Source organism: Kosakonia sp. YIM B13588 (assembly GCF_042788165.1).
Classification (GTDB): Bacteria; Pseudomonadota; Gammaproteobacteria; order Enterobacterales; family Enterobacteriaceae; genus Kosakonia; species Kosakonia sacchari.
Window position 1 is genome coordinate 1 of the sequence record NZ_JBHZPO010000016.1, and the last position, 25,025, is coordinate 25,025.

Annotated in this window: 18 protein-coding genes; 5 read left to right on the forward strand and 13 right to left on the reverse strand. The window is 55.0% G+C overall.

The annotated features are described in order from the left end of the window. Positions 1-155: 155 nt before the first annotated feature. Positions 156-1,409, reverse strand: a complete 1,254-nt coding sequence (amiC, locus tag ACFX4U_RS21080) for an N-acetylmuramoyl-L-alanine amidase AmiC (RefSeq protein WP_200552457.1) — start codon at positions 1,407-1,409, stop codon at positions 156-158. A gap of 226 nt (positions 1,410-1,635) precedes the next feature. On the opposite strand from amiC, the gene argA reads away from it, so the two are divergent. Continuing rightward, positions 1,636-2,967: an amino-acid N-acetyltransferase gene (argA, locus tag ACFX4U_RS21085; protein WP_200552456.1), complete on the forward strand. Its 1,332-nt coding sequence runs from the start codon at positions 1,636-1,638 to the stop codon at positions 2,965-2,967. A 30-nt stretch (positions 2,968-2,997) separates the two neighbouring features. On the opposite strand, the gene recD is transcribed toward argA, so the two are convergent. From recD to rppH, 12 genes are all read right to left on the reverse strand, one after another. Then, the gene (recD, locus tag ACFX4U_RS21090; protein ID WP_313507439.1) at positions 2,998-4,833 is read right to left on the reverse strand and encodes an exodeoxyribonuclease V subunit alpha; all 1,836 of its coding nucleotides are present in this window, start codon (positions 4,831-4,833) and stop codon (positions 2,998-3,000) included. Continuing rightward, complete coding sequence (gene recB, locus ACFX4U_RS21095; protein WP_313507438.1) at positions 4,830-8,378, reverse strand: exodeoxyribonuclease V subunit beta; 3,549 nt, start codon at positions 8,376-8,378, stop codon at positions 4,830-4,832. Before recB ends, recD begins: the two co-directional genes overlap by 4 nt. After that, positions 8,359-11,259 (reverse strand): pitrilysin, encoded by a 2,901-nt coding sequence (gene ptrA / locus ACFX4U_RS21100; protein WP_313507437.1) that lies wholly within the window; start codon positions 11,257-11,259, stop codon positions 8,359-8,361. The genes recB and ptrA overlap by 20 nt, the downstream gene beginning before the upstream one ends. A gap of 153 nt (positions 11,260-11,412) precedes the next feature. Next, positions 11,413-14,784, reverse strand: coding sequence for an exodeoxyribonuclease V subunit gamma (gene recC / locus ACFX4U_RS21105; protein ID WP_313507436.1), 3,372 nt, complete (start codon positions 14,782-14,784; stop codon positions 11,413-11,415). A 12-nt stretch (positions 14,785-14,796) separates the two neighbouring features. Continuing rightward, on the reverse strand, positions 14,797-15,120 hold the full coding sequence (locus ACFX4U_RS21110) for a prepilin-type N-terminal cleavage/methylation domain-containing protein (RefSeq protein ID WP_313507435.1): 324 nt from the start codon (positions 15,118-15,120) through the stop codon (positions 14,797-14,799). After that, positions 15,105-15,512 carry a DUF2509 family protein gene (locus tag ACFX4U_RS21115; RefSeq protein ID WP_313507434.1) on the reverse strand — a complete coding sequence of 136 codons (408 nt, stop codon included), beginning with the start codon at positions 15,510-15,512 and terminating at the stop codon, positions 15,105-15,107. Before ACFX4U_RS21115 ends, ACFX4U_RS21110 begins: the two co-directional genes overlap by 16 nt. After that, on the reverse strand, positions 15,509-16,072 hold the full coding sequence (locus ACFX4U_RS21120) for a prepilin peptidase-dependent protein (protein ID WP_313507432.1): 564 nt from the start codon (positions 16,070-16,072) through the stop codon (positions 15,509-15,511). The genes ACFX4U_RS21115 and ACFX4U_RS21120 overlap by 4 nt, the downstream gene beginning before the upstream one ends. Beyond that, positions 16,066-16,527, reverse strand: a complete 462-nt coding sequence (locus ACFX4U_RS21125; RefSeq protein ID WP_313507431.1) for a prepilin peptidase-dependent protein — start codon at positions 16,525-16,527, stop codon at positions 16,066-16,068. The genes ACFX4U_RS21120 and ACFX4U_RS21125 overlap by 7 nt, the downstream gene beginning before the upstream one ends. A 184-nt stretch (positions 16,528-16,711) precedes the next feature. Beyond that, positions 16,712-17,506 (reverse strand): thymidylate synthase, encoded by a 795-nt coding sequence (gene thyA / locus ACFX4U_RS21130; RefSeq protein ID WP_313507429.1) that lies wholly within the window; start codon positions 17,504-17,506, stop codon positions 16,712-16,714. A 6-nt stretch (positions 17,507-17,512) separates the two neighbouring features. After that, complete coding sequence (gene lgt, locus ACFX4U_RS21135; protein WP_305735123.1) at positions 17,513-18,388, reverse strand: prolipoprotein diacylglyceryl transferase; 876 nt, start codon at positions 18,386-18,388, stop codon at positions 17,513-17,515. 155 nt (positions 18,389-18,543) lie between these two features. Continuing rightward, the gene (gene ptsP / locus ACFX4U_RS21140; protein ID WP_017457685.1) at positions 18,544-20,790 is read right to left on the reverse strand and encodes a phosphoenolpyruvate--protein phosphotransferase; all 2,247 of its coding nucleotides are present in this window, start codon (positions 20,788-20,790) and stop codon (positions 18,544-18,546) included. A 12-nt stretch (positions 20,791-20,802) separates the two neighbouring features. After that, positions 20,803-21,333 carry an RNA pyrophosphohydrolase gene (rppH, locus tag ACFX4U_RS21145; protein WP_017457684.1) on the reverse strand — a complete coding sequence of 177 codons (531 nt, stop codon included), beginning with the start codon at positions 21,331-21,333 and terminating at the stop codon, positions 20,803-20,805. A 680-nt stretch (positions 21,334-22,013) separates the two neighbouring features. On the opposite strand from rppH, the gene mutH reads away from it, so the two are divergent. The 4 genes from mutH to ACFX4U_RS21165 all read left to right on the forward strand — a co-directional run bounded on the left by mutH (position 22,014) and on the right by ACFX4U_RS21165 (position 25,023). After that, on the forward strand, positions 22,014-22,709 hold the full coding sequence (gene mutH / locus ACFX4U_RS21150; RefSeq protein WP_380218494.1) for a DNA mismatch repair endonuclease MutH: 696 nt from the start codon (positions 22,014-22,016) through the stop codon (positions 22,707-22,709). A 65-nt stretch (positions 22,710-22,774) separates the two neighbouring features. After that, on the forward strand, positions 22,775-23,488 hold the full coding sequence (locus tag ACFX4U_RS21155; protein WP_017457682.1) for a TerC family protein: 714 nt from the start codon (positions 22,775-22,777) through the stop codon (positions 23,486-23,488). A gap of 146 nt (positions 23,489-23,634) precedes the next feature. Then, positions 23,635-23,853, forward strand: coding sequence for a lipoprotein YgdR (gene ygdR, locus ACFX4U_RS21160; RefSeq protein ID WP_007370351.1), 219 nt, complete (start codon positions 23,635-23,637; stop codon positions 23,851-23,853). A 129-nt stretch (positions 23,854-23,982) separates the two neighbouring features. Beyond that, on the forward strand, positions 23,983-25,023 hold the full coding sequence (locus ACFX4U_RS21165) for an NADP(H)-dependent aldo-keto reductase (RefSeq protein WP_305735121.1): 1,041 nt from the start codon (positions 23,983-23,985) through the stop codon (positions 25,021-25,023). Positions 25,024-25,025: the final 2 nt, after the last annotated feature.

Genomic DNA, 25,025 nt, shown 5'->3' on the forward strand with positions numbered 1-25,025 from the left:
GCGGGGTGGAGCAGCCTGGTAGCTCGTCGGGCTCATAACCCGAAGGTCGTCGGTTCAAATCCGGCCCCCGCAACCAACACAATAAACACCTTAACGGGTGTTTTTTTGTTTCTGCGGTTCGCAAAAAGAAAATGGCGCTTTTCAGCGCCATGCTGTTATCCCCTTCTCGCCAGCGTCGCGCCATCCGCGAAGTAGGCTTTAATCCCTGCCAGAATCGACTCTGCCACTTCCTGCTGGAATTTCGCCGTCTTCAGCTTACGCTCCTCTTCCACGTTACTGATAAACGCGGTTTCTACCAGAATTGACGGAATATCCGGCGCTTTCAGCACTGCGAAGCCGGCCTGCTCAACCTGATTTTTATGCAGGTTGTTGATATTACCAAGCTTGTTGAGCACCGCTTTGCCAAACTTCAGGCTGTCGTTAATGGTTAACGACTGCACCATATCGAACATGGTGTGATCCAGATAGCGATCGCCGCTCTTGCTCACCCCACCGATTAAGTCCGACGCGTTCTGCGTTTCCGCCAGATATTTCGCTGCGGTACTGGTCGCCCCTTTGGTCGACAGGGCAAAAACGGAAGAACCGCTTGGCTGGCGGCTGCTGAAAGCATCAGCGTGAATCGACACAAACAGGTCAGCGCGCTGTTTTTGCGCCTTGGCAACGCGCACTTTCAACGGAATAAACACATCTTCGTTGCGCGTCATATAGGCTTTCATATTGCTCTCTTTCTCGATCAGCGCATGCAGCCGACGCGCGATTTGCAGCACCACATCTTTTTCCCGGGTGCGATATTTTCCCGTCGCCCCCGGATCTTCACCACCGTGACCGGGATCGAGCATGATCACAATTGGCCTGTCACGTCCGGCTCTCCCCGGTTTCGGGCCGCTCTCTGCGGGCGGCACCTGCTGCTCAAGATCGCCTTTGTTGTACTCTTCAAGCAGCGCCAGCAGCGGGTCCTGCACGTCTTTCGCATTCGCCGGGTAGAGATCCATCACCAGACGCTCTTTAAAACCGGCCACCGGCGCCAGTGCAAACAGCTGCGGCTTCACGTCCTGTTTCAGTTCAAACACCATGCGCACGGTCTGCGGATCGAACTGCCCTACCCGCGCGGATTTGATATAAGGATCGTCGCCACGGATCTGCGCGCCCATGCCTTTTAACACCGAGTTAAGATGCACACCTTCAAGATCCACCACCAGCCGGTCGGGGTTACTCAACGCGAACTGCTTATATTTGACGACATGGTTTGATTCCACCGTCACGCGCGTATAGCTTGACGCTGGCCAGACGCGAACCGCCACCACCTGGCTGACTGCAGCCAGACCAATTTGGCTCACGCTTAATAACCACATGGCCCCCGCGCCCTTTAAAAACCTGCGGCGACTCAGCGCTGATTGACTTCCCGACATGCTTCTCCCGAGCAATTTTTATATACGTAATAATATTCGTCAAAATTGACCGAAAACTTTAACGAATGATGCATAAACTGTCATCTATTAAAGGGTAAACATATGTCTGCCTGCGGGCTGCGGCGAGGAACATTTGTTATACGACTGCAAAATTTGCACTTGCACGCGACGACAGAAAAGAATAAAAATACACAATTTACGAATAATCATGCATTGAGGACAGGCCGTGGTAAAAGAGCGTAGAACCGAACTGGTGCAGGGATTTCGCCACTCCGTTCCCTATATTAATGCCCACCGTGGCAAGACATTTGTCATTATGCTCGGCGGTGAAGCCATTGAGCATGAAAACTTTTCCAGTATTGTCAACGACATCGGCCTACTGCATAGCCTGGGTATCCGGCTGGTAGTGGTCTACGGCGCGCGTCCACAGATTGACGCTAATCTCGCCGAGCACAACCATGAGCCGATTTACCACAAACATACCCGCGTTACCGACGCTAAAACGCTCGAACTGGTTAAGCAAGCCGCCGGGTTGCTGCAACTGGACATCACCGCACGTTTGTCAATGAGCCTCAACAATACGCCGCTGCAAGGCGCGCATATTAATGTCGTCAGCGGCAATTTTATTATCTCGCAGCCGTTAGGCGTGGATGATGGCGTCGACTACTGCCACAGCGGCCGTATTCGTCGTATTGATGAAGAAGCGATTCACCGCCAGCTTGCCAGTGGCGCGATTGTGCTGATGGGGCCGGTGGCAGTTTCGGTCACTGGCGAAAGTTTTAACCTGACCTCAGAAGAGATCGCCACTCAGCTTGCTATCAAACTGAAAGCGGAAAAGATGATCGGCTTTTGTTCATCGCAAGGCGTGATGAACGATGAGGGCGAAATCGTTTCTGAGCTGTTCCCGAATGAAGCCCAGGCGCGCGTCGAAACGCTGGAAGCGCGCGGCGATTATCACTCCGGCACCGTGCGTTTCCTGCGTGGCGCGGTCAAAGCCTGCCGCAGCGGTGTACGCCGCAGCCATTTAATCAGTTATCAGGAAGATGGCGCATTGTTGCAGGAACTCTTCTCGCGCGACGGTATCGGTACGCAAATTGTGATGGAGAGCGCCGAGCAGATCCGCCGCGCCACGATCAACGATATCGGCGGGATCCTGGAACTTATCCGCCCGCTGGAACAACAAGGGATCCTGGTACGCCGCTCCCGTGAACAGCTGGAGATGGAGATCGACAAGTTCACGATTATCGAACGCGATAACCTGACCATCGCCTGTGCGGCGCTTTATCCCTTCCCGGAAGAGAAAATCGGTGAGATGGCCTGTGTCGCGGTTCACCCCGATTACCGCAGCTCATCGCGCGGGGAAGTGCTGCTGGAGCGCATTGCGGCACAGGCAAGACAGATTGGCCTGAGCAAACTTTTTGTGCTGACGACCCGCAGCATTCACTGGTTCCAGGAGCGCGGTTTCACGCCAGTGGATATTGATTCCCTGCCGGAAACCAAAAAAGAGATGTACAACTACCAGCGCCGGTCAAAAGTGCTGATGGCCGATCTCACCTGAGCTTTCGCCCCCGCCTTCTGCGGGGGCTTTTTACATCCGCGAACGAAAGAGTGAATCCAGCCCGCTGCGCCGTTCAGTGCGGGTCGCAATCGCCTGCCCCAGCACGCGTTCATCGGCATACACCGACAAGCGATTACGGGCGCGGGTAATCGCGGTGTAAACCAGTTCACGCGTTATCACCGGCGCAATCTGTCCGGGCAGGATCAGTGCAGCATGATCAAACTCCGAACCCTGCGATTTATGTACCGTCATCGCCCACGCGGTATCATGCTCCGGCAAGCGGCTTGGCAACACCGGTTTGATCTCGCCATCCGGCATCGGGAACCAGACGCGGATCCCCTGCCCTTGATCCAGCGCGATGCCGATATCGCCGTTAAACAACCCCAGCGCCGAATCGTTACGCGAAATCATCACCGGTCGCCCGTGATACCAGCGCGAATGCGCCAGCCGGGTAATCTGGTGCTGACGTACCAGCGCCAGTTCCAGCCGCTCATTCAGCCCGCTGACGCCAAACGGCCCTTCACGTAAAGCGCAGAGCAGCTGGTATTCGCCAAAGGCGGCAATCACCTCTTTCGGCCCGGCGTGGCTTCTCACCAATGAGAGAAAGCGCGCATAGCCCGCAAGCGCATCGTCAATCATGCCCTGATACTCTTCTGCGCTGTTCAGGGGCTTACGCTCAATGTCCACAAAGCCCTGGCTGAATACCGCTTGCATCGCGCGTTTATCGCCCCGGTTGACGGCGGCGGCGAGTTGACCAATTCCCGAATCACTGCCAAAGCGGTAGCTTTTTTGCAGCAAACAGAGGCAGTCACGCAAGCTGCCTGCATCGGCAATACCTTCGGGAACTGGCGTCCCCGTCAGACGCGACAATTGCGCTGCACGTTCAGCGCTATACCCGGCATTGACCCACGCACAGATATCACCCAGCACCGCGCCGGCTTCCACCGAGGCCAGTTGATCGCGATCGCCAAGGAAAATCACCCGCGCCCGCGAAGGCAGCGCATCGATTAACCGCGACATCATAGGTAAATCAATCATGGACGCTTCATCGACCACCAGCACATCCAGATGCAACGGGTTATTCGCGTGATGACGCATGCGCTGGCTGCCGGGCTGCGCACCAAGCAACCGGTGCAGCGTGCTGGCCTCATCCGGCAGCATCGCTTTTTGTCGGGCATCCAGTTGCAACTGGCGTAGCGCATTGCCCAGCGATTCGGTCAGGCGTGCGGCGGCTTTCCCGGTTGGTGCGGCAAGGCAAATACGGCACTTGTCGCCGTCCACCGTCTGCACCAGCGCCGCGAGCAGTTTCGCCACGGTCGTGGTTTTTCCGGTTCCTGGCCCACCGGAAATCACCGAAATCCGCCGGGTAAGCGCCACGGCGGCGGCCACTTTTTGCCAGTTGATTTCCGTTCCCGACGAGGAGGGAAATAGCCTCTCCAGCGTCTGCGCCATTCGCGTTTCATCGATATCCTGCAATGGCGCCTGTGCGGCAAAAAACGCCGCAACCCGCCGCTCATGGCACCACATACGGTTAAGGTAGAGACGAGAATCGGTGAGGATCATCGGCGTAGCGGCTTCGCTTTCGCTCACAGCGGGCGAACTCAGTAAGACGTTATCCCAGTCATCCGGGTTGCCCGCGAGCGCGAATAACTCGCTAAACAGCGGCGAGTCTTTGCCGTATGTCTCCGGCGTAAGACGCGCGAGTGGCAGGCATACGTGCCCTTCACCGGTGTCATGGCTTAGCAACGCTGCAGCCAGCATCACGGCGGGTTCCTGCTCCGTGGCGACCGTCAACGCAAACTGCACATCCAGCGCGCGCAACAGCTTCTGCTGCACCGCTTCCTGCAGCAAACTTTGCATACTCATGGCGCAACCTCCGGCGCAACGCCTGCGAACAGGTCGTCCATTTGTGTAATCAATTCAACATCAGGCCGGATAGTAAAAATCCCCTGCTGCGGATTTTGCGCGTCCACGCCACGCAGGAAGAGATAAATCACGCCACCGAAATGGTGTTCGTAGTCATATCCTGTAATGCGATGGCGCAAAAAGCGGTGCAACGCCAGGCTGTAAAGCTGGTACTGCAAGTCGTAGCGGTGCGACTGCATCGCCGCCGCCATGGCTGCTTGCGTGTAGGCTTCTGCGCTCTCGCCCAGCCAGTTGGATTTGTAATCCAGCAGGTAATAACGCCCGTTGTGGCGAAACACCAGGTCGATAAATCCTTTCAACATGCCGCGCACATCGCGAAAATCGAGCGGCGGGCAGCCAGCCGACAGCGGATCATAACGCCGGATGAGCTCATCCAGCGCCTCCGCGCTCAGCGTGGCGCTAATTGGCAGGTAAAACTCCATTTCCACCTGTTTTTCTTTGTTCGTCAGTTGGCTCAGGGAGATGCCCGTTTGCGCCAGCGGCACATGCAGCACGGTTTCCAGCCAGCGGCTTAGCACTGGCTGCCAGTGTGCTTCGTAACCGCCCGCCAGCAATTTCTCTGCAACCCAGGCGTCAGCGACCGGCTGCGTAAAATCCAGATCCTCAAACAAGCTGTGCAAAAATGTCCCTGGTGCCGCACCGCGTGGAAACTGGTGCGGCGTTAATACCGGCTCCTGCAACGCCTCTCGCTCTCCGGCTGCGTCGATATCCAGACGCGGCAACAGATCCTGAGCGATGCCATGAGCACGCTGCTGCAATCCCGAATAGCTGGTGACACGCCAGTCATCGCTGATGCGCCGCGTGATTTCACGCGCACTCAGCGTCGGTAATTCCGTTTGCGGCAACTGCCAGCGCCCGGCGTCCGGCATTGACGGGATGCAAAGGGCAATATCGTCATTGCACAGTTGCTGCAAAACGTTACGTAGCGCTGCGGCATCCAGCGCTTCGCCTTTTTGCAGAAGCCGCCCCAGCGCGCTCTGGTGAAAATCACTGGCGCCGGCTTTTTCGCCACGGCGACGAAACAGTGGGGCAACCCCCAGGCTGCAATGCCAGACCGAACGCGTCAACGCTACGTACAGCAAGCGCAGGTCTTCGGCCAGACGCTCCGCCTCTGCCAGCGCGACGCTCTCTTCGGCATGGCTGAGATCGAGCACGGCGGCAAAGGAGTCACGATCGTGGTAAAAGCCCTGATCCTGAATGCGGAAATTGGCGATAAACGGCAGCCAGACCAGCGGATACTCCAGCCCTTTCGATTTGTGGATGGTGACAATCTGCACCAGGTGTTTATCACTCTCCAGCCGCAGTTGCTCGCTTGATGCATTAGCGTTCGGCTCGGCAATACGCTGCGCCAGCCAGCGGGTAAGCGCGTGTTCACTTTCCAGTTGCGTACCCGCTTCCTGCAACAACTCGCTGATGTGCAGGATATCCGTCAGTCGTCGTTCACCGCCAGGGGTTGCCAGTAAGTTTTCCGCCACATGTCGCGCGCTCATCAGCCTGCGCAGCATTGCCATCACACCGCGTTTTTGCCACAGCTCGCGATAGCCGGAAAACTCTTCAACAATCTCATCCCACGCCAGCTCATTCTGGTTGAGCGCATCTATATCCAGCGCGGTAAGCCCCAGCAAGGAAGTCGCTAGCGCACTACGCAGCGTACTTTCGCGCTCCGGCGCCAGCACAGCCTGCAACAGCCACAGCAACTCCTGCGCTTCCGGTGTTTCAAAAACGCTGTCGCGGTTGGAAAGGTACACAGACGGGATATTCAGTAACGTCAGTGCATCGCGGATAAGCGAGGCTTCATGGCGGCTGCGCACCAGCACGGTAATATCCGATGCTTTGACCGGCCGCGCGTTTTCCCCTTCATACAACAGCGCTTCGCCCCGCAGCCCGGCGCTCAGCCAGTCGCGGATTTGTGCTGCGCATAACTGAGCCATAAACCCCTGATAATCGCCGACGCTTACGCCTTCGCCCTCCATCAGCCACAGCTTCATCGCAGGCTGCGTTTCTCCCTGATACGCAAAGCGTAAGCCTGCGTTTTTGGCGGCTGCTTTTACCGGCAGGAATGGGATTTGACGGAACATGAAAGCGTCGTCCATCCGGCTGAAGAGCTGGTTGACGCTGGCAATCATGCCTGGCGACGAGCGCCAGTTGGTATCCAGCGTATAGCGGGCGCTTACTTCATCGCGCGCTTTCATATAGGTGAAAATATCCGCGCCGCGAAACGCGTAAATGGCCTGTTTTGGGTCGCCAATCAGCAACAAACCGCAATCCGACTGTTTCAGCCAGATGCGGCTAAAAATACGGTACTGCTGCGGGTCGGTATCCTGAAACTCATCGATCATCGCAACCGGGAAACGGGTGCGGATTGCTGCGGCCAATGCTTCGCCGTTCGGGCTTCGCAGGGCATCATCAAGGCGGCTGAGCATATCGTCAAAGCCCAGTTCGCCGCGCCGGCGTTTCTCTTTTGCCACCGTTTCACGAATCTCACGCATCGCGCTGGTCAGCACCAGATCGTTAAGCGTCAACGACTGCGCCAGCAAGTTTTCAATGGCGACGAAAAGCGGGTGTTCTGGCACAACGCCATCAGGTTTTGTGCGTTCAATAAGAAAGGACTGCGTGAATTTTTCCAGCGCGTCCGGCAACAGGTAACTGCGGGTCTCTTCCTGCGCCCAGGTGGAGATTTTCTCGATCCATTTCGCCTGGTTGCCACGGTTAAATTTACGTCGGTCAATACCGGAGTTTTCGAGCAGTGGCTCGATTTCATTGACGCAAGCGCTCCACTGACGCTTCACCTCGCCAATCTGCGCAATAATTTGCTGATGGCGCGAGGCCAGCGTTTCGTCTGCCGCTGGCGGTGTTTTAATTTGCGGCGCTTCCCCTTGCAGATAGCGATCAATTGCTTTCAGCAGATCCTGCGGTCCTTTCCACGAAGCATGGATAACTTCAGCAATTTCACGCGTCAGCGGGTAGCAGTGACGACGCCAGAAATCCGCACAGGCCTGGTAACGCAGTAACGACTCATCTTCCAGCAGTTGCAGTTCAAACAGCATGCCGGATTCGAAGGCATTCAGGCTCAGCATGCGCTGGCAAAAACCGTGGATCGTAAAGATGGCCGCTTCGTCCATTTGCCGCTCTGCCAGCAGCAGCCACTGCGCCGCCTGTTGCTTATCGGCAATCTCTTCCAGCAGACGGGCGTACAGCGGGTTATCGGTCGTTTCGCGCAGGCAAGCAATGCGCAGCTCATGGATGTTACTTCGGATGCGGCCGCGCAGCTCTTCTGTCGCGGCCTCGGTGAACGTCACCACCAGCAGTTCTTCAACGCTCAGTGGACGCGGGTAGGCGGCGCTGCCGCCTAACCCTAATAACAGCCGCAAATAGAGCGCGGCAATGGTAAAGGTTTTACCGGTACCCGCAGAGGCTTCAATCAGGCGCTCGCCGGTGAGCGGCAAGCGCAGGGGATCAAGGGTCTCAGCGGTCGTTTCTCTCATCTTTCTCGGTCATCTTCGGTAAGGTTTGCTGCAACGCGCTGGTGCTGTCCCAGACCTTCCAGCCCTGCGGACGGGCATAATCGGCTTTCCCGCTCTGGCTACCGGAGATCTGTGACAGGATCGCCATACCTTGCGGCTCTACCACCGCCTGATGGAAGAAATCGGCAAGTTTTTGCGGCGTCAGCAGTTTTATCTGAGCAACTACTTTATCACGCGAATCGAAGCGCATATTGCCACGATCGAAATCTTTGCTGAGTTTGGAAGCTTCTTCACCTAACGTTTGCGGCGCTTGCGTAAGTTGCGCGATGACGCCCTGCTGGAGCTGCGCAAACTCTTCCGGCTTCATTGCCCGTAATTTCGCTTCTGCAGTAGGGAAGAAAGCCTTGTAGCGCTCCCAGAGATAGGCTGGCTGCTTATCGTTGCTCTGCAACAGGAATCCCATCCCCCACTGGCGACCAACGCTCATTGGGAAGGCGAACACGGCGTAACCCAATTGTTCTTCCGTGCGCAGTTGGTTATAGAACCACGGCTGCACGATTTGCCCTAACATGGCGCTGTATGCCGAACTGCTGAACTCATCAAAACCGGTGGGTACAAACACCGCCGCGAGTGCGGAGTCCGTGCTGTTTCCCGCCTTTTCAAAGCTTACATTTTGCTGCTTGTCCACCACGACGTTCTGGTTTCGGCACCACACCGTACCGTTAGCGCCAAGCTGTTTTTGCACGTCATGAGCGAGGTCTTTCGTCTGCTGTTCGCTCAGGTTACCCACCACCAGGAATTCCGGACGCGCATTATTTTTCAGCGCATCGCGGTAGTGCAAAATATCCTGCAAGGTAATAGACGGCAGTAACGCGCGGCGCTCTTCACGCTGGAAATAAGGCACCTGCGACAACATCTGGATCGGCATGATTGCCTGATCGAACGCTTTACCTTTTTCGGCGGAATCCATCATCTGCGCATACCAGGATTTGGCCTGGGCAAGCTGTTCTTCCGTCGGCGTATAGCTGAAATATCCCGCCAGCAGCGCCTGGAAAAGCTGCGGCAAACGCTGGGTATACCCGTTGGCGTTAAGCATTAAACCGTTATTGGCATTGGTGGAAAAACTGATGCCACCGACCGCCGCCTGATTACTGAGCTGATCGAGTGCCAGCCCCGCCAGATAGTCATTAAGGGCAAATATTACCTGGTTTTTCGCGCTATCCATCGCCTGCGGGTTACGCAGCACTACGCTGACATCCGCTTTGGGCTCGCTGGCGAAATATTGGCTTGGCATATACACCACGCGCAGCGTCGGCTCATCGACAATCAGTTCAGGGTGTTCGTACTGCTTCGCCGGTTTTATCAGCGTGAAGTCGTCCGGAATATAAGGGTTCAACTCCGGAAACTTCAGCGCGATACGACTCTCGCGCGTCTGCCAGTCGGCATAGGTTTCCGGCGTGATCTTATTCACCTGGTAAGGTGCTTCAACAAAATAGGCCGTTTTATTGTGCGGCTCATCCGGGCTGATGTACCAGATACGCGCATTTTGCGGCGTCATCTCGTCAAGACGCGCCTGCACTGCTTTGGCATCGAACCGATCGGCAATGTTAACCGAATCCAGCGTATGGGCGACAGGCACGCGGATCATGGTGTCCGCCAGCCACTCGACGTAATCCATATCGCGGGTAATAGAGGGATAGCGGAAATCGAGATTGAGAATATGTGCCAGCTCGTCGAAATAACGCTTATCAACGCCCTTTTCACGCAACAGTTGCAGGTAGCTGAAAATGGCGGCCACGACTTCGTCACGATTGGCCTGACCTTTATCGGTCAACGTTGCGGATATGGCCAGCACACCGCTGTTGCCATTCACCACCGGATCGGAATCACCGCGAATACCTTCTACCAACCCCTGACTTTGCAACCAGTCCGAGAGCGTGCCCGGGCTGCGGTTGCCAATCAAATAGGTGATAAGCTCGTCCGTTTTGCTACGAAAGGCGGCAGTATTGTTATCAATACGAAACTCCACACGCAGCACTTTACGCGGCACCGCCGGGACATAGTGGATGATGATGCCTTTCTGCGCGTCGGTCACCACGGGAACCGTGATGTCCGGCTTGTCGATATTCTTATTCGGTACACGGCCATACGTTTCGACGGCAATTTTCGCCAGATCAGCTAATGGACGGTTACTGTAGATCACCGCCTTCATCAGGTTGGCCGAATAATATTTATCGCGAAACGCCAGCAATGCGGCATGAACAGGGCTGCCGGGCTTATCACTCAGGGTTTCAAGGTTACCGCCGGAGAAGCGCGCGCCAGGGTGCGCCGGGTTGATGGTTTCCGCGCTAACCTGCGCCATACGCATACCGTCACGGGTGCGGGCCATTGTCAGCTCTGCGTTGACCGCGTTGCGCTCGCGTTCACCATATTTTTTATCCAGCATGGGAGCGGCAATGGCATCGGCTAAACGGTCAACAGCCCCTTCCAGCGCATTGTTTTCCACTTCCAGATAATAAGCGGTGCGATAAGGCGCGGTGCTGGCATTGTGGCTGCCACCATGCAGCTTAAGGAATTCGGCCAGACTATCGGGCTGCGGGTATTTTTTCGAACCCATCAGTGTCATGTGCTCAAGATAGTGAGCAAGGCCGGGGTGCGCATCCGGATCTTCCAGCGAGCCGACCGGCACTACCAGAGCAGAGAGCGATTTGACCGCCTGCGCGTCGGACACCAGCAACACGACCATGCCGTTATCAAGGCGTATCGCCTGATATTGACGGGTATCTTTGTCGCTCTTACGGATAGTTTCCTGAACAGGTTGCCAACCGTTGTCTGCCTGACTGAATGAAGCCCAGAGGGCAAAAAACAGGACGAAAGCTTTTAACCAGGTGCTGCGGGGCATTCACGAACCTCATCATTAACTTTTCCGGCTCGCCCAGGGATAATCGAGAAAGCCGGGTAAACCTGTGCTGGCTGAGCCAGCACTCTTGTTATATCAGTCCGTGACCGTCGCGCATGATAATGGATGCAACCATTTCGCGCAATTTTTATACAATCAATCGGACTGGTTGTGTCGATAAAGCGGTAACAGAAAACGCTGCGCTTGTTCGGTAATTTCAGCGTAATACTCAGGTTCAAGGGTTCGCCACAGGCGCTGATACCAGACATCATCGCCTTCACCGCGCACCACCATGTTGCCTTCATACGCCTGCAGGAATTTACTCTGCGCTTTTTGTAACGTCTCTTCGTCCTTTAACATGGCATCATTTGCCGCGTCATAACAGACTTTTATCCACGCGCCACCGCTTTCCGGCAATAACAGAAGCGGTTTCACCATGCCTTCCCGATAGCCTTCAATCAGCGTTGCCAGATATTCCAGCGCCTTATCAGCAGGTAGCGGGGGAAAACACCATTCGCCCTCTTTGCGAACGAACAAGCGGCTGGTGCCGGTGCCGCCGCTGGCACAATAGACAAGATGCTCCAGCCAAAGTTGCAGACCTTGCGAAACGTTCAACAAGGCTGGACGCCAGCGCAGTAGCCCGTCTGGCTGCACACGCGGCAGCCATCCGGTGAGATGAACGCCTGCGCAATGCAGGTCAATTTCGAGGCTGTCAGAAGGCTGGCGATATTCAATAACGCGGTTAGCCAGCTCCTGCATCTCCTGACATTGGGTTTCCCAGATAATTTCACCAAACGCCCCATAAGGCAGTACGCCAGCCGCGCGGTAGCGGCGAAAAAGCTTCTCTGCGTCCTGCTCTTCGACCAGCGTATTTAATATCTCCTGATTGAGCTGATAACGGCTCAGGCCATCAAGGATAAACGGCTCAGCATCCGGAATTTCACTCTCCTCCGGGCGGAAATTAACGCGCAGGCGCATCTGGAAAAAGGCGCGCACCGGATGCGCCCAAAAACGCTGGAGCTGATCAAAAGTGAGCGTTTCAAGCGGCACGTCATCCAGCGCTTGAATAAACTCGGCATGCGCCTGGCCCTGTGAACTCGCGGCCGGTAGCCAGTCGCGGACATAACTTTGCCACTCGTCAACCGTATAGTTTGCCGGATCAAACGGCATCCGCGTATGCAGATGCGTGATATGTGCCTTTACCCGCTGCTCGCTTTCGTCGCAGTTAAGCAATGCATCGCCAGGCAAGTAGTGGCTCTGCCCAATGTAATCCACCAGCTCCTGCACCAACACCGAGGGAAAGCGCTCTTTATTATCCTGGATAGAGCGGCCGATATAGCTGATATAGAGCTGCTGCTGTGCAGAGTTAAGTGCTTCGAGGAACAAATAGCGGTCATCATCCCGACGGCTGCGGTCGCCACGCTGCGGCTTCTGGCTCATCAGGTCAAAACCCAGCGGAGGCAGCGCGCGCGGGTAGATGCCATCGTTCATGCCCAGCAAACAGACCACTTTGAAAGGAATAGAGCGCATCGGCATCAGGGTACAGATATTCACAGGCCCCGCGAGGAAACGCTGACTTATACGCTCCTGATCGAGGCGCTGAGCCAGCTCGTCACGCAGTAGCGAAAGCGGGATCGCGTCGTGGTAATTGGCACCAACGCCCTGCGCGATAATATCCTGCCACTGCTGTTCAATCAGAGCCAGCGCAGCTTCTGTGTCCTGGTCTGGCAAGAAAAAGTCATTGAGCATGTCGCGGCAAACCGGGAGCCACTCTTCCAGCGGTCGCGCCTCAGACAAGCCACGACGCCAGATATTAAGCTGCATCAACAGCTCCGCCAGGTGACCGACTAACTCCGCGATAAGCCCGCTGGATTCGTCATACGGTAAAATCGACTGCCACTCACCCTGGCGGCTTTCCATCGCATAACCGAGCAGCATTCGCGTCAGGCCAAATTGCCAGGTGTGCTGCCCGGTCGGCGGCAGTTCAAGCTCACGTACGTTGTCGTCGTCCATTCCCCAGCGAATCCCGGATTCATTGACCCATAAGCGCAGGTAACGTAGCCCCTCTTCATTGATGTTGAAACGCGCCGCCAGCATCGGAACATCCAGCAGCGCCAGCACATCTTCACTCACAAAGCGGCTGTCAGGCAGGGAGAGCAAACTGATAAAGGCCTGCAGCGCTGGATGAGCCTGCCGCGCGCGGCGGTCGGAAATAGCATAGGGAAGATAACGTTCACCAGTGGCGCTACCGAAAACCGCCTGAATATACGGGCTGTAGCTGTCGATATCGGCGACCATGACCACGATATCGCGAGGCGTCAGTTCAGGATCCTCTTCCAGCATCGTTAGCAACCGGTCATGCAGGATCTCGACTTCTCGCTGCGGGCTGTGGCAGATATGCACCGTTACGCTGCGATCGTTGGGATCAAGTAGCCGTTTTTTGTCACTACGGGAAAACTCTTCTGCCGTTACGCCCGCCACCGCACCATTTTGCAGTTCCAGGATATCGTACTTAAGGTTTTGCAGCAGCGAGCCGGGCGTAACGTCGACGAAAGCATCCAGCTCTTCATAACGCTCCATGCCCGCCAGCAGGAAAATGTTATCCCGCCCCAGCTTGCCCCACGAAGCCAGCAAGGGATTGCCAACATCCTGTTCACCATTGGCATTGAACAGACCTTCGGCGTTTTGTGTATCACGGAACAGGGAAAACTGTCGGTTTTCCCTGTGATGCCGACGATTACGGGTGATCAGTTTCGCCAGAAACGCCGGATCTTTGATGTCGCCCCAGTAGTAGCGACAGGGATTCGTAAATAAAAGATGGACATCAATATGCTTACCCAGCGCCTGGAGCGCTTGTAAATAAATGGGCGGCAGCGCGGAAATCCCACAAATAAAGACGCGCGAAGGCAAACCGGCGGGCCGCTGCACAGCCGATTCAAGCTTATCGATAAAACGCTGATAGAGATTGGCGCGGTGCCAGTGTGGCTGCCCCAGCGCGGCGGTATGTTCCACCAATGCGCGCCACAGCGGTGCTTGCCAGCGCTGCGCTTCATCCAGCCCGTCGATCTGTTCACCCGCTTCCCATCGCGTCAGCCACTCAGGGCGGTAAACGAGATATTGATCGTAAAGATCCGCCACGCGTGAAGAGAGCTGGAAGAGTTTACGCTTGTCATCATCGTCATTCAGATAATGGCGCAACATGGTGAACGCCTCTTGCTCCAGCATGCCCGGCAGCAAAGACATCAGCTTCCAGCTCATACTCTGTTTGTTAAACGCGCTCTCTTTCGGAATGCCGTCCAGTACGGTGACGAACATCTCCCAGATAAAGCTCGCTGGCAGCGGGAAGGTAATATTGGCGGCAATACTAAACTTCTGCGCGAGCGTCATTTGTAGCCATTGCGCCATGCCGGTGCTTTGTACCAGCACAACTTCAGGCTCAAAGGGATCGTCGAGCCTGTTATGCTCAACAATAAACTCCATCAATGCTTCCAGCACATCCAGACGATTGGAGTGGTAAACCCTTAACATAAGCGCTCCTGACTACTGACTGTTCGGGCAAAATAATCGCGTCATTTGCCCCTGCCTGCCCGCTGGCGAACTAACGGTAACGTTGATGCTGACACATCCCCCGGTGGTTGTCTGCCCCCGCTGAACTTGCCAGCCTGGCGGTAACGATGATACTTCGGGTTGCGCCTGTTCCCAGGCGTAGCGCCATAGCTGTCGCCACTGGCTGGTGGATACAAACCCCGAGGCCAGCGCACGATGATAACCGCCAAGTGCGGTAACAACCATCACCATTAACACCATAGCCAGCAGAACTTCGGTAAGGCTAAAGCCCCGTTGTGTGTTTACGGCAACCGGCATAGCGCTTCCTCTTTCAGCGGACAAAAATCACTCCAGCCATGAGGCAAAAAACGGACCTGCGCCCCCTCCACACGCCCAAGATGCCACAGCGATGTTTCAGCGTTTGCGACAATCAGCAGCGCGGCCCCATCGGTAAAAACGCGTAAACAACTGCGAACATTTTGTCCGGCGCTTTGCTGGCACTGCAGCGCGGGCTGAGCAGGCCAGGTTTTATGACGCGCCCACTCCATGGCTGAAGAGATTTCCGCAGCATTGCGTATCCCCTGGTTTTCATTATTCACGCGCCAGATGTGGCTGCTCAATTGCAGGTTTAAGCCGTGCAACATCAGGCTACCAAGCAGCAATAACAACAATACCAGCCCCAGTGACGACATCCCTCGTTGCCGGTTCATAAGTTGTACCCGGTCACGCTTAAATCAGCGGTAAAGGGTTGCCCGACATTCCCCGGAACACGCGCCGAGAGGGTGATCGCGAGCTGTGGTGCATACCCCGGAGTCTGACGCTGAGCGACATGAAAACGCTCAATGCTCATCTGGGCAGGATCGGTGATTTTTTCCCAGCCCCGGCCACTGCAAGATGTTGCTCCACGCATGATTTCGAGTGCGCCACTTTGCAGCCGAAAGCCGGTTTGTTCCGGTTCGCTGCTTCCCGATGACTCCCAACGCCCATTGCTGTTGGCGTCCCACTGAGCAATGACGCAATCTCCGCTGCTACTGATAACCAGCGGCTGGCCGCCACAGCTGCCATTGCAATATCCCGCTCGCTGGAGATGTTTTGCGATGCCGCGCAGTTGCAGCCAGAGATCGTCCTCCACCGTCTGGATACGGGTGTGCTGCGTTACCGCCAGCTGTAGCGCCGGTAAAAAACGGGCAGATGCCAGTAACAGCACGCTGCCGATTGCCATCGCCAACACGGTTTCCAACAGTGAAAACCCTTTTTGCTTGTCTAACATAGATTCTCCGCTGATGGCTGACACATTCTGATCCTGCCCCATGCCGAAACCACCACTCGCCACTCCCCGGCACTGCTACGCAGCCGAATATTGCCGGGCCAGGCGGTGTTGCGCAGTCCAAAGAACCCCAGCGAAGGTGTCATATCAACCAGCGTGACGTCAGGCCAGTGAGGCTGCAGTGAGAAAGCATTCTGCACAGCGCAGTTTTGCGACGGCGAATTCACCAGGCACCAGCGTTCGCCTTCACGAATGCCGTACACCAGCTGCGAACGGTTGTGCCAGTTGGCATCATCGCGCAGACGTTCAAGCAAATGCCGCACCTGCAACGCGGTTTGCCACAGCCGCTGCTGCGCCTGCCAACTCTGCCAGCCAGAGATGCCCGCTCCGCTCAGGATAACAATCAGCACCATTGCGACGAGGGTTTCAATCAGGGTGAAGCCATCTTCTTTTTTCATGGCGGCAGTGTGTCGTTAGCATGCATTCAGATCGAGGGGCAAACAGAGACGTTACGAGGCAGTACGAAAGAAATACGTCACGTTGCAGCGAGTTGCAAAAGAGGTGGAAGCAGGGACGAAGAAACGATTATCGGGCAAAAAAAACCGGTACGTTGCCGCACCGGTTATGACATGTTGATAGAAATCAGATAGCGACAGGTGCTTTGATGGCCGGATGCGGATCGTAGCCTTCGATTTCGAAGTCTTCGAAACGGTAGTCAAAAAGCGAGTCAGGCTTACGCTTGATAACCAGTTTCGGCAGCGCACGCGGTTCACGGCTTAATTGCAGACGTGTTTGTTCCAGGTGATTGCTGTAAAGGTGGGTGTCGCCACCGGTCCAGACGAAGTCACCCGGTTGCAGATCGCACTGTTGGGCCATCATATGCACCAGCAACGCATAGCTGGCGATGTTGAACGGCAGACCAAGGAACACATCGCAGGAGCGTTGGTAGAGCTGGCAGGAGAGCTTGCCGTCCGCCACATAGAACTGGAAGAACGCGTGGCATGGGGCCAGCGCCATTTTGTCAAGCTCACCCACGTTCCACGCGGAAACAAGAATGCGGCGTGAATCCGGGTCGTTTTTCAGCTGGTTAATCACTGTCGTGATCTGGTCAATATGGCGACCGTCCGGCGTTGGCCACGCACGCCACTGTTTGCCGTAAACCGGGCCAAGATTGCCCTCTTCGTCGGCCCATTCGTCCCAAATGGTGACTTTGTTTTCACGCAGATAGGCAATATTGGTGTCGCCCTGCAGGAACCACAGCAGCTCATGAATAATTGAACGCAAATGGCAGCGCTTGGTGGTCACCAGCGGAAAGCCGTCCTGCAGATTAAAACGCATCTGATGGCCAAAAATAGACAGCGTGCCTGTCCCGGTGCGGTCGTTTTTCGGGGTGCCTTCATTCAGCACCTTTTGCATCAATTCTAAATACTGTTTCATGGTTCCTCAGGAAACGTGTTGCGGCGAACGATGGCGGTACGCCCAAATCATCATGATTGCGCCCGCAACGATCATCGGAATGGAGAGGATCTGCCCCATGCTGATGTATTGCACCCACTCGCCGGTAAATTGCGCGTCGGGCTGGCGGAAGAACTCAACGATGATACGGAACGCGCCGTAGCCAATCAGGAACAAGCCGGAGACCGCGCCCGTCGGGCGAGGTTTGCGAATAAACAAGTTAAGGATGATAAACAGCACAATGCCTTCCAGAGCCAGCTCGTAAAGCTGAGACATATGGCGCGGCAACATGCCGTAAGTATCAAAAAGAGATTGCCATTCCGGATGTGAAGGCAGCAGCGCCATATCTTCCGCGCGTGAGCCAGGGAACAGCATGGTATAGGGGAATGACGGATCAACACGTCCCCACAGCTCACCGTTGATAAAGTTACCCAGGCGTCCTGCGCCAAGGCCAAACGGGATCAGCGGAGCAATAAAATCGGAAACCTGGAAGAAGCTGCGTTTGGTGCGTCTGGCGAAGATAACCATCACCACAATTACGCCAATCAAACCGCCGTGGAAGGACATGCCCCCGTCCCATACGCGGAACAGATAAAGCGGGTCGTTCAGGAAAACCGGGAAGTTGTAGAACAGCACATAGCCGAGACGGCCGCCGAGGAAAACACCGAGAAAGCCCGCGTAAAGCAGGTTTTCAACTTCGTTTTTTGTCCAGCCACTGCCCGGACGATTCGCCCGGCGCGTTGCCAGCCACATCGCAAAAACGAAGCCCACCAGGTACATTAATCCGTACCAGTGGAGAGAAACTGGTCCAATGGAAAAAATCACCGGATCAAAGTCCGGAAAATGCAGATAGCCACTGTTCATCTGTCACCACAACTTGTTGTTATTCCGCCGAAAGTGGACAGCGGTTCACCTACGCGACCGCAATTGCTGGTCGCTCCAAAGCTGCGAATCATAGCATAAGGCACCGCGAGCGGGTGGCGGCGAAGTTGTAAAAGTTATGTATATCCCTGAGCCAGCTAAATTCCGCCGCGAATCAGGCCGCCCAGCCCACGCCGTTCCATAAATGCGGCGATTTGATGGCGTACTTCGGTCGCCAGTTGCGCATCCAGCGTACGTCTCGCCAGCGTTTGCGCCTCTTCACAGTCAATGCGCCGTAGCAAATATTTAATGCGCGCCACTGAGCGTCCGTTCATGGAGAGATGACGGTACCCCAGACCAATAAGCACGGCGACGCACATCGGATCACCGGCCATTTCGCCGCACAGACGGATATCAATACCTAACCGTTCTGATTCATCGGCAATCATCGCCAGCGCCCGCAGCACTGCCGGGTGCAAACTGTCGTACATATTTGCCACGCGGGTATTGTTACGATCGACGGCCAGGATGTATTGCGTCAGGTCGTTGGTGCCAATCGAAATAAAATCAACGCGGTTCGCCAGGTGCGACAGCATAAACACCATTGACGGCACTTCCAGCATCACCCCGATACGTGGCTTAGGGATGGCGTAACCGATCATCTCTTCCACTTCGCGCCCGGCGCGCTCAATCAGTCTGCGCGCTTCATCGATTTCGTCGATGCTGGTGATCATCGGCAGCAGAATACTAAGATTCCCGGTTGCCGCATTGGCGCGCAGCATGGCGCGCACCTGCACCAGGAAGATTTCCGGCTGGTCGAGGGTAATCCGAATGCCGCGCCAGCCAAGGCAAGGGTTCTCTTCGCTGATGGGCATATAAGGCAATTGCTTATCCGCGCCGACATCCAGCGTACGCAGCGTCACGGGCTTATCGTTAAACATCTGCAACATGCCCTGATATTGCGCCACCTGTTCCTCTTCGGACGGGAAACCGCTTTGCAACATAAACGGAATTTCGGTGCGATAAAGCCCAATACCGTCGATGCGGCTGCCAAGTTTCTCTTCATGTTCTGGGCTTAAACCCGCGTTCAGCATCACCTTCACCCGCTCGCCGCTTTTTAGCTGCGCAGCCAGGTTCACATCATCTTCGGCGAGGCGGCTAAGTTCATTCTCTTCGCTGATAAGCCGCTGGTATTCCTGCAACAGCACCGGTTCAGGATCCACCAACAACTCGCCGCGATAACCGTCCACCACCAACATGCGACGTTGCAGCACGGCGGGCTGAATATCCGCCCCCATTACCGTCGGGATGCCAAGCGCGCGCACCATAATCGCCGCATGCGAGTTCGACGCGCCATCGCGCACTACCACGCCCGCCAGCCTGTCGTGCGGCAACTCCGCAAGCGTGGTGGCGGAGAGTTCCTCGGCAACCAGGATAAAGCGCTCCGGCCAGCTGTTTGGCCCGGAAATGGAGTCATCGAGGTGGAATAACAAACGCTGACCCAGCGTGCGCAAATCCCCTGAGCGCTCTTTCAGGTAGCCATCGCTAAGCGCTGCGAACTGTTCAGCAAAACTTTCAATAACGGTTTTTACTGCCCATTCGGCCACCACGCCCCTGTCGACTTCTTCAAACAGCTCACGGCGCAGGCGCGCGTCGGAAAGCAGGTGCGAATAGAGATCGAAAATTGCCGCCGTCTCTTTTTGCGCTCCGGCGGCGAAACGTTTGCTGTAACGGCGAAATTCATTGGCAGCTTCTTCCAGGGCTGCCGTGAGCCTCTCACGCTCAAGCGAGGTATCAAGCGTCGAGGCCGGATAAACCTGCTCCATTAACGGCAGCGTTTCATCGACCCAACCTTCAGCGATAGCGACACCCGGCGCTGCCGGTAAGGCGCGAATTCGCGTCTGCCGATACTGACCAAACAGCGCGTTTAATTGTGACTGGGAGAGAATGGCCGCCATCTGGGTGGCAAGCGTGACCAGAAAGGACTCTTCACTTTCATCGTACTGGCGTAGCTCACGCTGTTGTACCACCAGCACACCAAGCAACTGGCGGCGCTGAATAATAGGTACGCCAAGAAAAGCGCGAAAGCGCTCTTCTTTAACAGCGGGAATATATTTAAAACTGGGGTGTTTTTGCGCATCCGCCAGGTTGATGGGTTCCGCCAGCCTGCCTACCAGACCGACAATCCCCTGATCGAATGCGAGCGTGACGGTGCGACCGCGCGGCTTTTTTAAACCGCGCGTCGCCATCAGGTAATAACAACGCCGGTCGTGATCTGCGAGATAGACCGAGCACACTTCGGTTTCCATCGCCAGACAAACGTCGGTAACCAATATTTCCAGCGCTTCGTTAAGGCGTGGCGCGCTGGCGACTTTCTCAACTATTTCTCGCAGTCGGGTGAGCATAATATGGGTGGCTTAACCTCGTTTACGTCGCCAGGCAGGCGCACTTTGCGGCTTCGGAGGCGTTTCCTGAAGCGACATCACCGCGCTTGCGAACTCTTTCATCACCCGCCGGTAGACATCGCGTTTAAACGACACTACCTGGCGAACAGGATACCAGTAGCTCACCCAACGCCAGCCATCAAACTCGGGCGTACTACTGGTCTGCATGTTGATCTCACTGTCGTTACCGATCAACTGCAAAAGAAACCATTTTTGTTTCTGGCCGATACAAACCGGCTTTGTGTCCCAACGCACCAAACGTTTCGGTAACTTGTAACGCAACCAGTTACGCGTAGAAGCAAGGATACGAACATCTTTACGACTTAAGCCCACTTCCTCGAACAGTTCCCGGTACATTGCTTGTTCCGGAGACTCGCCAGGGTTAATTCCCCCCTGGGGAAACTGCCATGAGTGCTGTCCGAAGCGTCTGGCCCACATGACCTGACCTTGTCGATTACAGATTACGATTCCAACATTTGGGCGGTAGCCATCGTCATCAATCACCGGACTACCTCAAAAAAGTCTGAATAAAGCGATTGTTTCACACTCCCGGAAAACGGTAAACCACTCTATGACAGGGATACGAACGAATAATATTTGAATAACTCACAGTAATCATCAAAGTTATAAACAGAAAGCGGTGCTGACGGCGGTTTTTATTCACCTTTTCTGTGGATAGAGTTGTGAAAAAGTATGGAATTACCCAGGGAAAACCCGGAACAGTCTGAATAGCCCCATTTTACTTAAAAGAAATAAAACACATTAATTCATAAAGTTAAATAGCTTTTCAACCGTTAGAAGCCCCATAATGTGACGATCATCACCTTAAGGATCCTGGCGCTGATGAAAGATCGAACAGAGCCGAATTTATCCACAGATTATGCCAATAAGTTAGGCACATTTTGTGCAGAATTTCGATTTTCATCGCACGTCAAGGCTGTAAATCGAAACAGTAGTGGCACTTTTCCCCAGTTATCCCACTTTTCTGTGGATAACATGGTGTAAGATCCTGTTCATTGTCAGTGACCAGATTTGGAAAACCCAACACGTCGTTGCGCAACTCACAAAAACCCTCTCTAAATTACCTTATAAATCATGTAATTGTTCACACCATGCAGAAAAATGTACACTGCCTGGCTACGGTGCAAAACTAGCGGTTACTTTTTAGACAAAAGGTTTTTAACATGTTCGCGTTGGCTCCTTTCACTTCACCGCCTGAATCAGAAGCGCAATTGTTGGCCCAGGCGCAGCGCCTGGCGGGCTACACGCTCGGCGAACTGGGCGCGCTTGCAGGCTTGCCCGTTCCACACGATTTAAAGCGCGATAAAGGCTGGACAGGTGTTCTACTGGAGTTGTGGCTCGGTGCCAGCGCAGGCAGTAAGCCCGAGCAGGATTTTGCCGCGCTGGGCGTTGAGCTAAAAACCATTCCGGTCGATAACCTGGGACGCCCGCTGGAGACCACGTTTGTTTGCGTGGCTCCCCTTACCTGCAACAGTGGCGTCGTGTGGGAAACCAGCCATGTGCGACATAAGCTCAAGCGCGTCTTATGGATCCCTATTGAAGGTTCACGCGAGATCCCGGTAGCGGATCGACGCGTCGGATCGCCGCTGCTCTGGAGCCCAACAGCGGAAGAAGAGCAGCAGTTACGGCTCGACTGGGAAGAGTTGATGGACTTGATTGTGTTAGGCCAGGTTACCCGCATTACCGCCCGTCACGGCGAAGTTTTGCAACTGAGGCCAAAGGCGGCCAACAGTAAAGCGCTGACCGAAGCCATCGGCGAACATGGCGAAACCATACTTACCTTGCCGCGCGGCTTTTACCTGAAAAAGAACTTCACTGGCGCACTGCTGGCGCGTCACTTTTTGCTCTCACCACATTAAATTTTTGCCTAAGCCACAGCGGTGCTTATAATTAGCGCTTCTTTTTTTGGCAGGACTTTATAGAGATGTTATTTGCATGGGTAACCGATCCCAACGCCTGGCTCGCGCTCGGTACGCTGACGCTGCTGGAGATCGTTTTAGGGATCGACAATATTATTTTTCTCTCTCTGGTGGTTGCGAAGCTGCCTACCGCACAGCGTAATCACGCTCGTCGGTTAGGTCTGGCTGCGGCGATGATCATGCGGCTGTTACTGCTGGCATCTATCGCCTGGGTGACAAGGCTGACACACCCGCTGTTCAGCGTGTTTGATCATAGCGTTTCCGCCCGCGATTTGATCTTGTTCCTCGGTGGGCTGTTCCTTATCTGGAAAGCGAGTAAAGAGATCCACGAATCGATCGAAGGGGAAGAGGAAGGATTGAAGACCAATGTGCATTCGTTCTTTGGCGCGATTGTGCAGATTATGCTGCTGGACATTATCTTCAGTCTCGACTCGGTGATCACGGCGGTGGGGCTGTCCGATCATCTGTTCATTATGATGGCGGCAGTGGTTATCGCCGTTGGCGTGATGATGTTTGCCGCGCGTCCGATTGGCGAATTTGTTGACCGCCACCCGTCGGTCAAAATGCTGGCGCTGTCGTTTTTGATCCTCGTCGGCTTTACGCTGATTCTGGAAAGCGTCTCCATCCATGTACCGAAAGGTTACATCTACTTTGCCATGTTCTTCTCCATCGCGGTTGAAACGCTCAACCTGATGCGAAATAAGAAGAATCCGCTGTAAACAAAACGCTTCCTCAACCGGGGAAGCGTTTTTTAGCTTTGATCTGCCTTTAACCACTTTTTTCAGATTATCCTGCTTTTTCGTCTCCAGACAGCAAGTTATTACTAAACTTGTTGTCAGACGCATGCTACCAGAGGATCAAAACGATGAAGAAATGGGCAGTGATTATTTCCGCAGTGGGGTTAGCTTTCGCCGTTTCCGGATGCAGCAGTGATTATGTGATGGCGACAAAAGACGGCAGGATGATCCTGACGGACGGTAAACCAGAAATTGACGATGATACCGGGCTGGTCAGCTACCGCGATCAGCAGGGCAATAAAATGCAGATTAACCGCGATGACGTATCCCAGATTATTGAACGCTAAGAAATTGCTATAAAGGTCAGTCACCTGCTGGCCTTTATTTGATTTTTCTCTTTCCCTTTTTCCTCCCCTCTGCCATGTTTATATTCCTTTGTCAGGTCAACTGACGTTGTACTTTTAAGGAAGCCGGCTATGCAGTATCACCGTATCCCCCACAGTTCGCTTGAAATAAGCACCCTGGGGCTGGGCACTATGACGTTTGGTGAACAAAACAGCGAAGCCGACGCCCATGCACAGCTCGATTACGCCGTCAGCCAGGGCATCAACCTGATTGACGTTGCCGAGATGTACCCTGTTCCGCCACGTCCGGAAACGCAGGGTTTGACGGAAACCTATGTCGGCAACTGGCTGGCGAAACGCGGCAACCGTGAAAAACTGGTTATCGCCTCCAAAGTCAGCGGTCCAGGCCGCAACAACGACAGCGGTATTCGCCCGAACCAGGCGTTGGATCGCAAAAACATCCGCGTGGCGCTCGACGATAGCTTAAAGCGCCTGCAAACCGATTATCTCGATCTCTACCAGGTACACTGGCCGCAGCGCCCGACCAACTGCTTTGGCAAGCTGGGTTACAGCTGGGTTGATAGCGCACCGGTCGTGACGCTGCTGGAAACACTTGAGGCGCTGACCGAGTGCCAGCGCGCCGGGAAAATCCGCTATATCGGCGTTTCAAACGAAACGGCGTTTGGCGTGATGCGTTATCTGCAACTGGCCGAGAAGCATGAGCTACCACGCATCGTGACAATTCAGAACCCGTACAGCCTGTTAAACCGAAGCTTTGAAGTGGGTCTGGCGGAAGTGAGTCAGTATGAAGGTGTCGAGCTGCTGGCTTATTCTTGCCTGGCGTTTGGTACGCTAACCGGCAAATATCTCAACGGCGCAAAACCCGCTGGTGCACGCAACACGCTGTTTAGCCGCTTTACGCGTTACAGCGGTGAGCAGGCGCAAAAAGCGGTCGCGGCGTATGTGGATATTGCGAAGCGCCACAATCTGGATCCGGCGCAAATGGCGCTGGCTTTCGTGCGGCGTCAGCCCTTCGTCGCCAGCACCCTGCTGGGCGCGACGACGATGGAGCAACTGAAAACCAACGTGGAAAGTTTGCATCTCGATCTCAGCGCAGACGTGCTGGCTGAGATCGAAGCGGTGCATCAGGTTTACACCTACCCGGCACCATAACG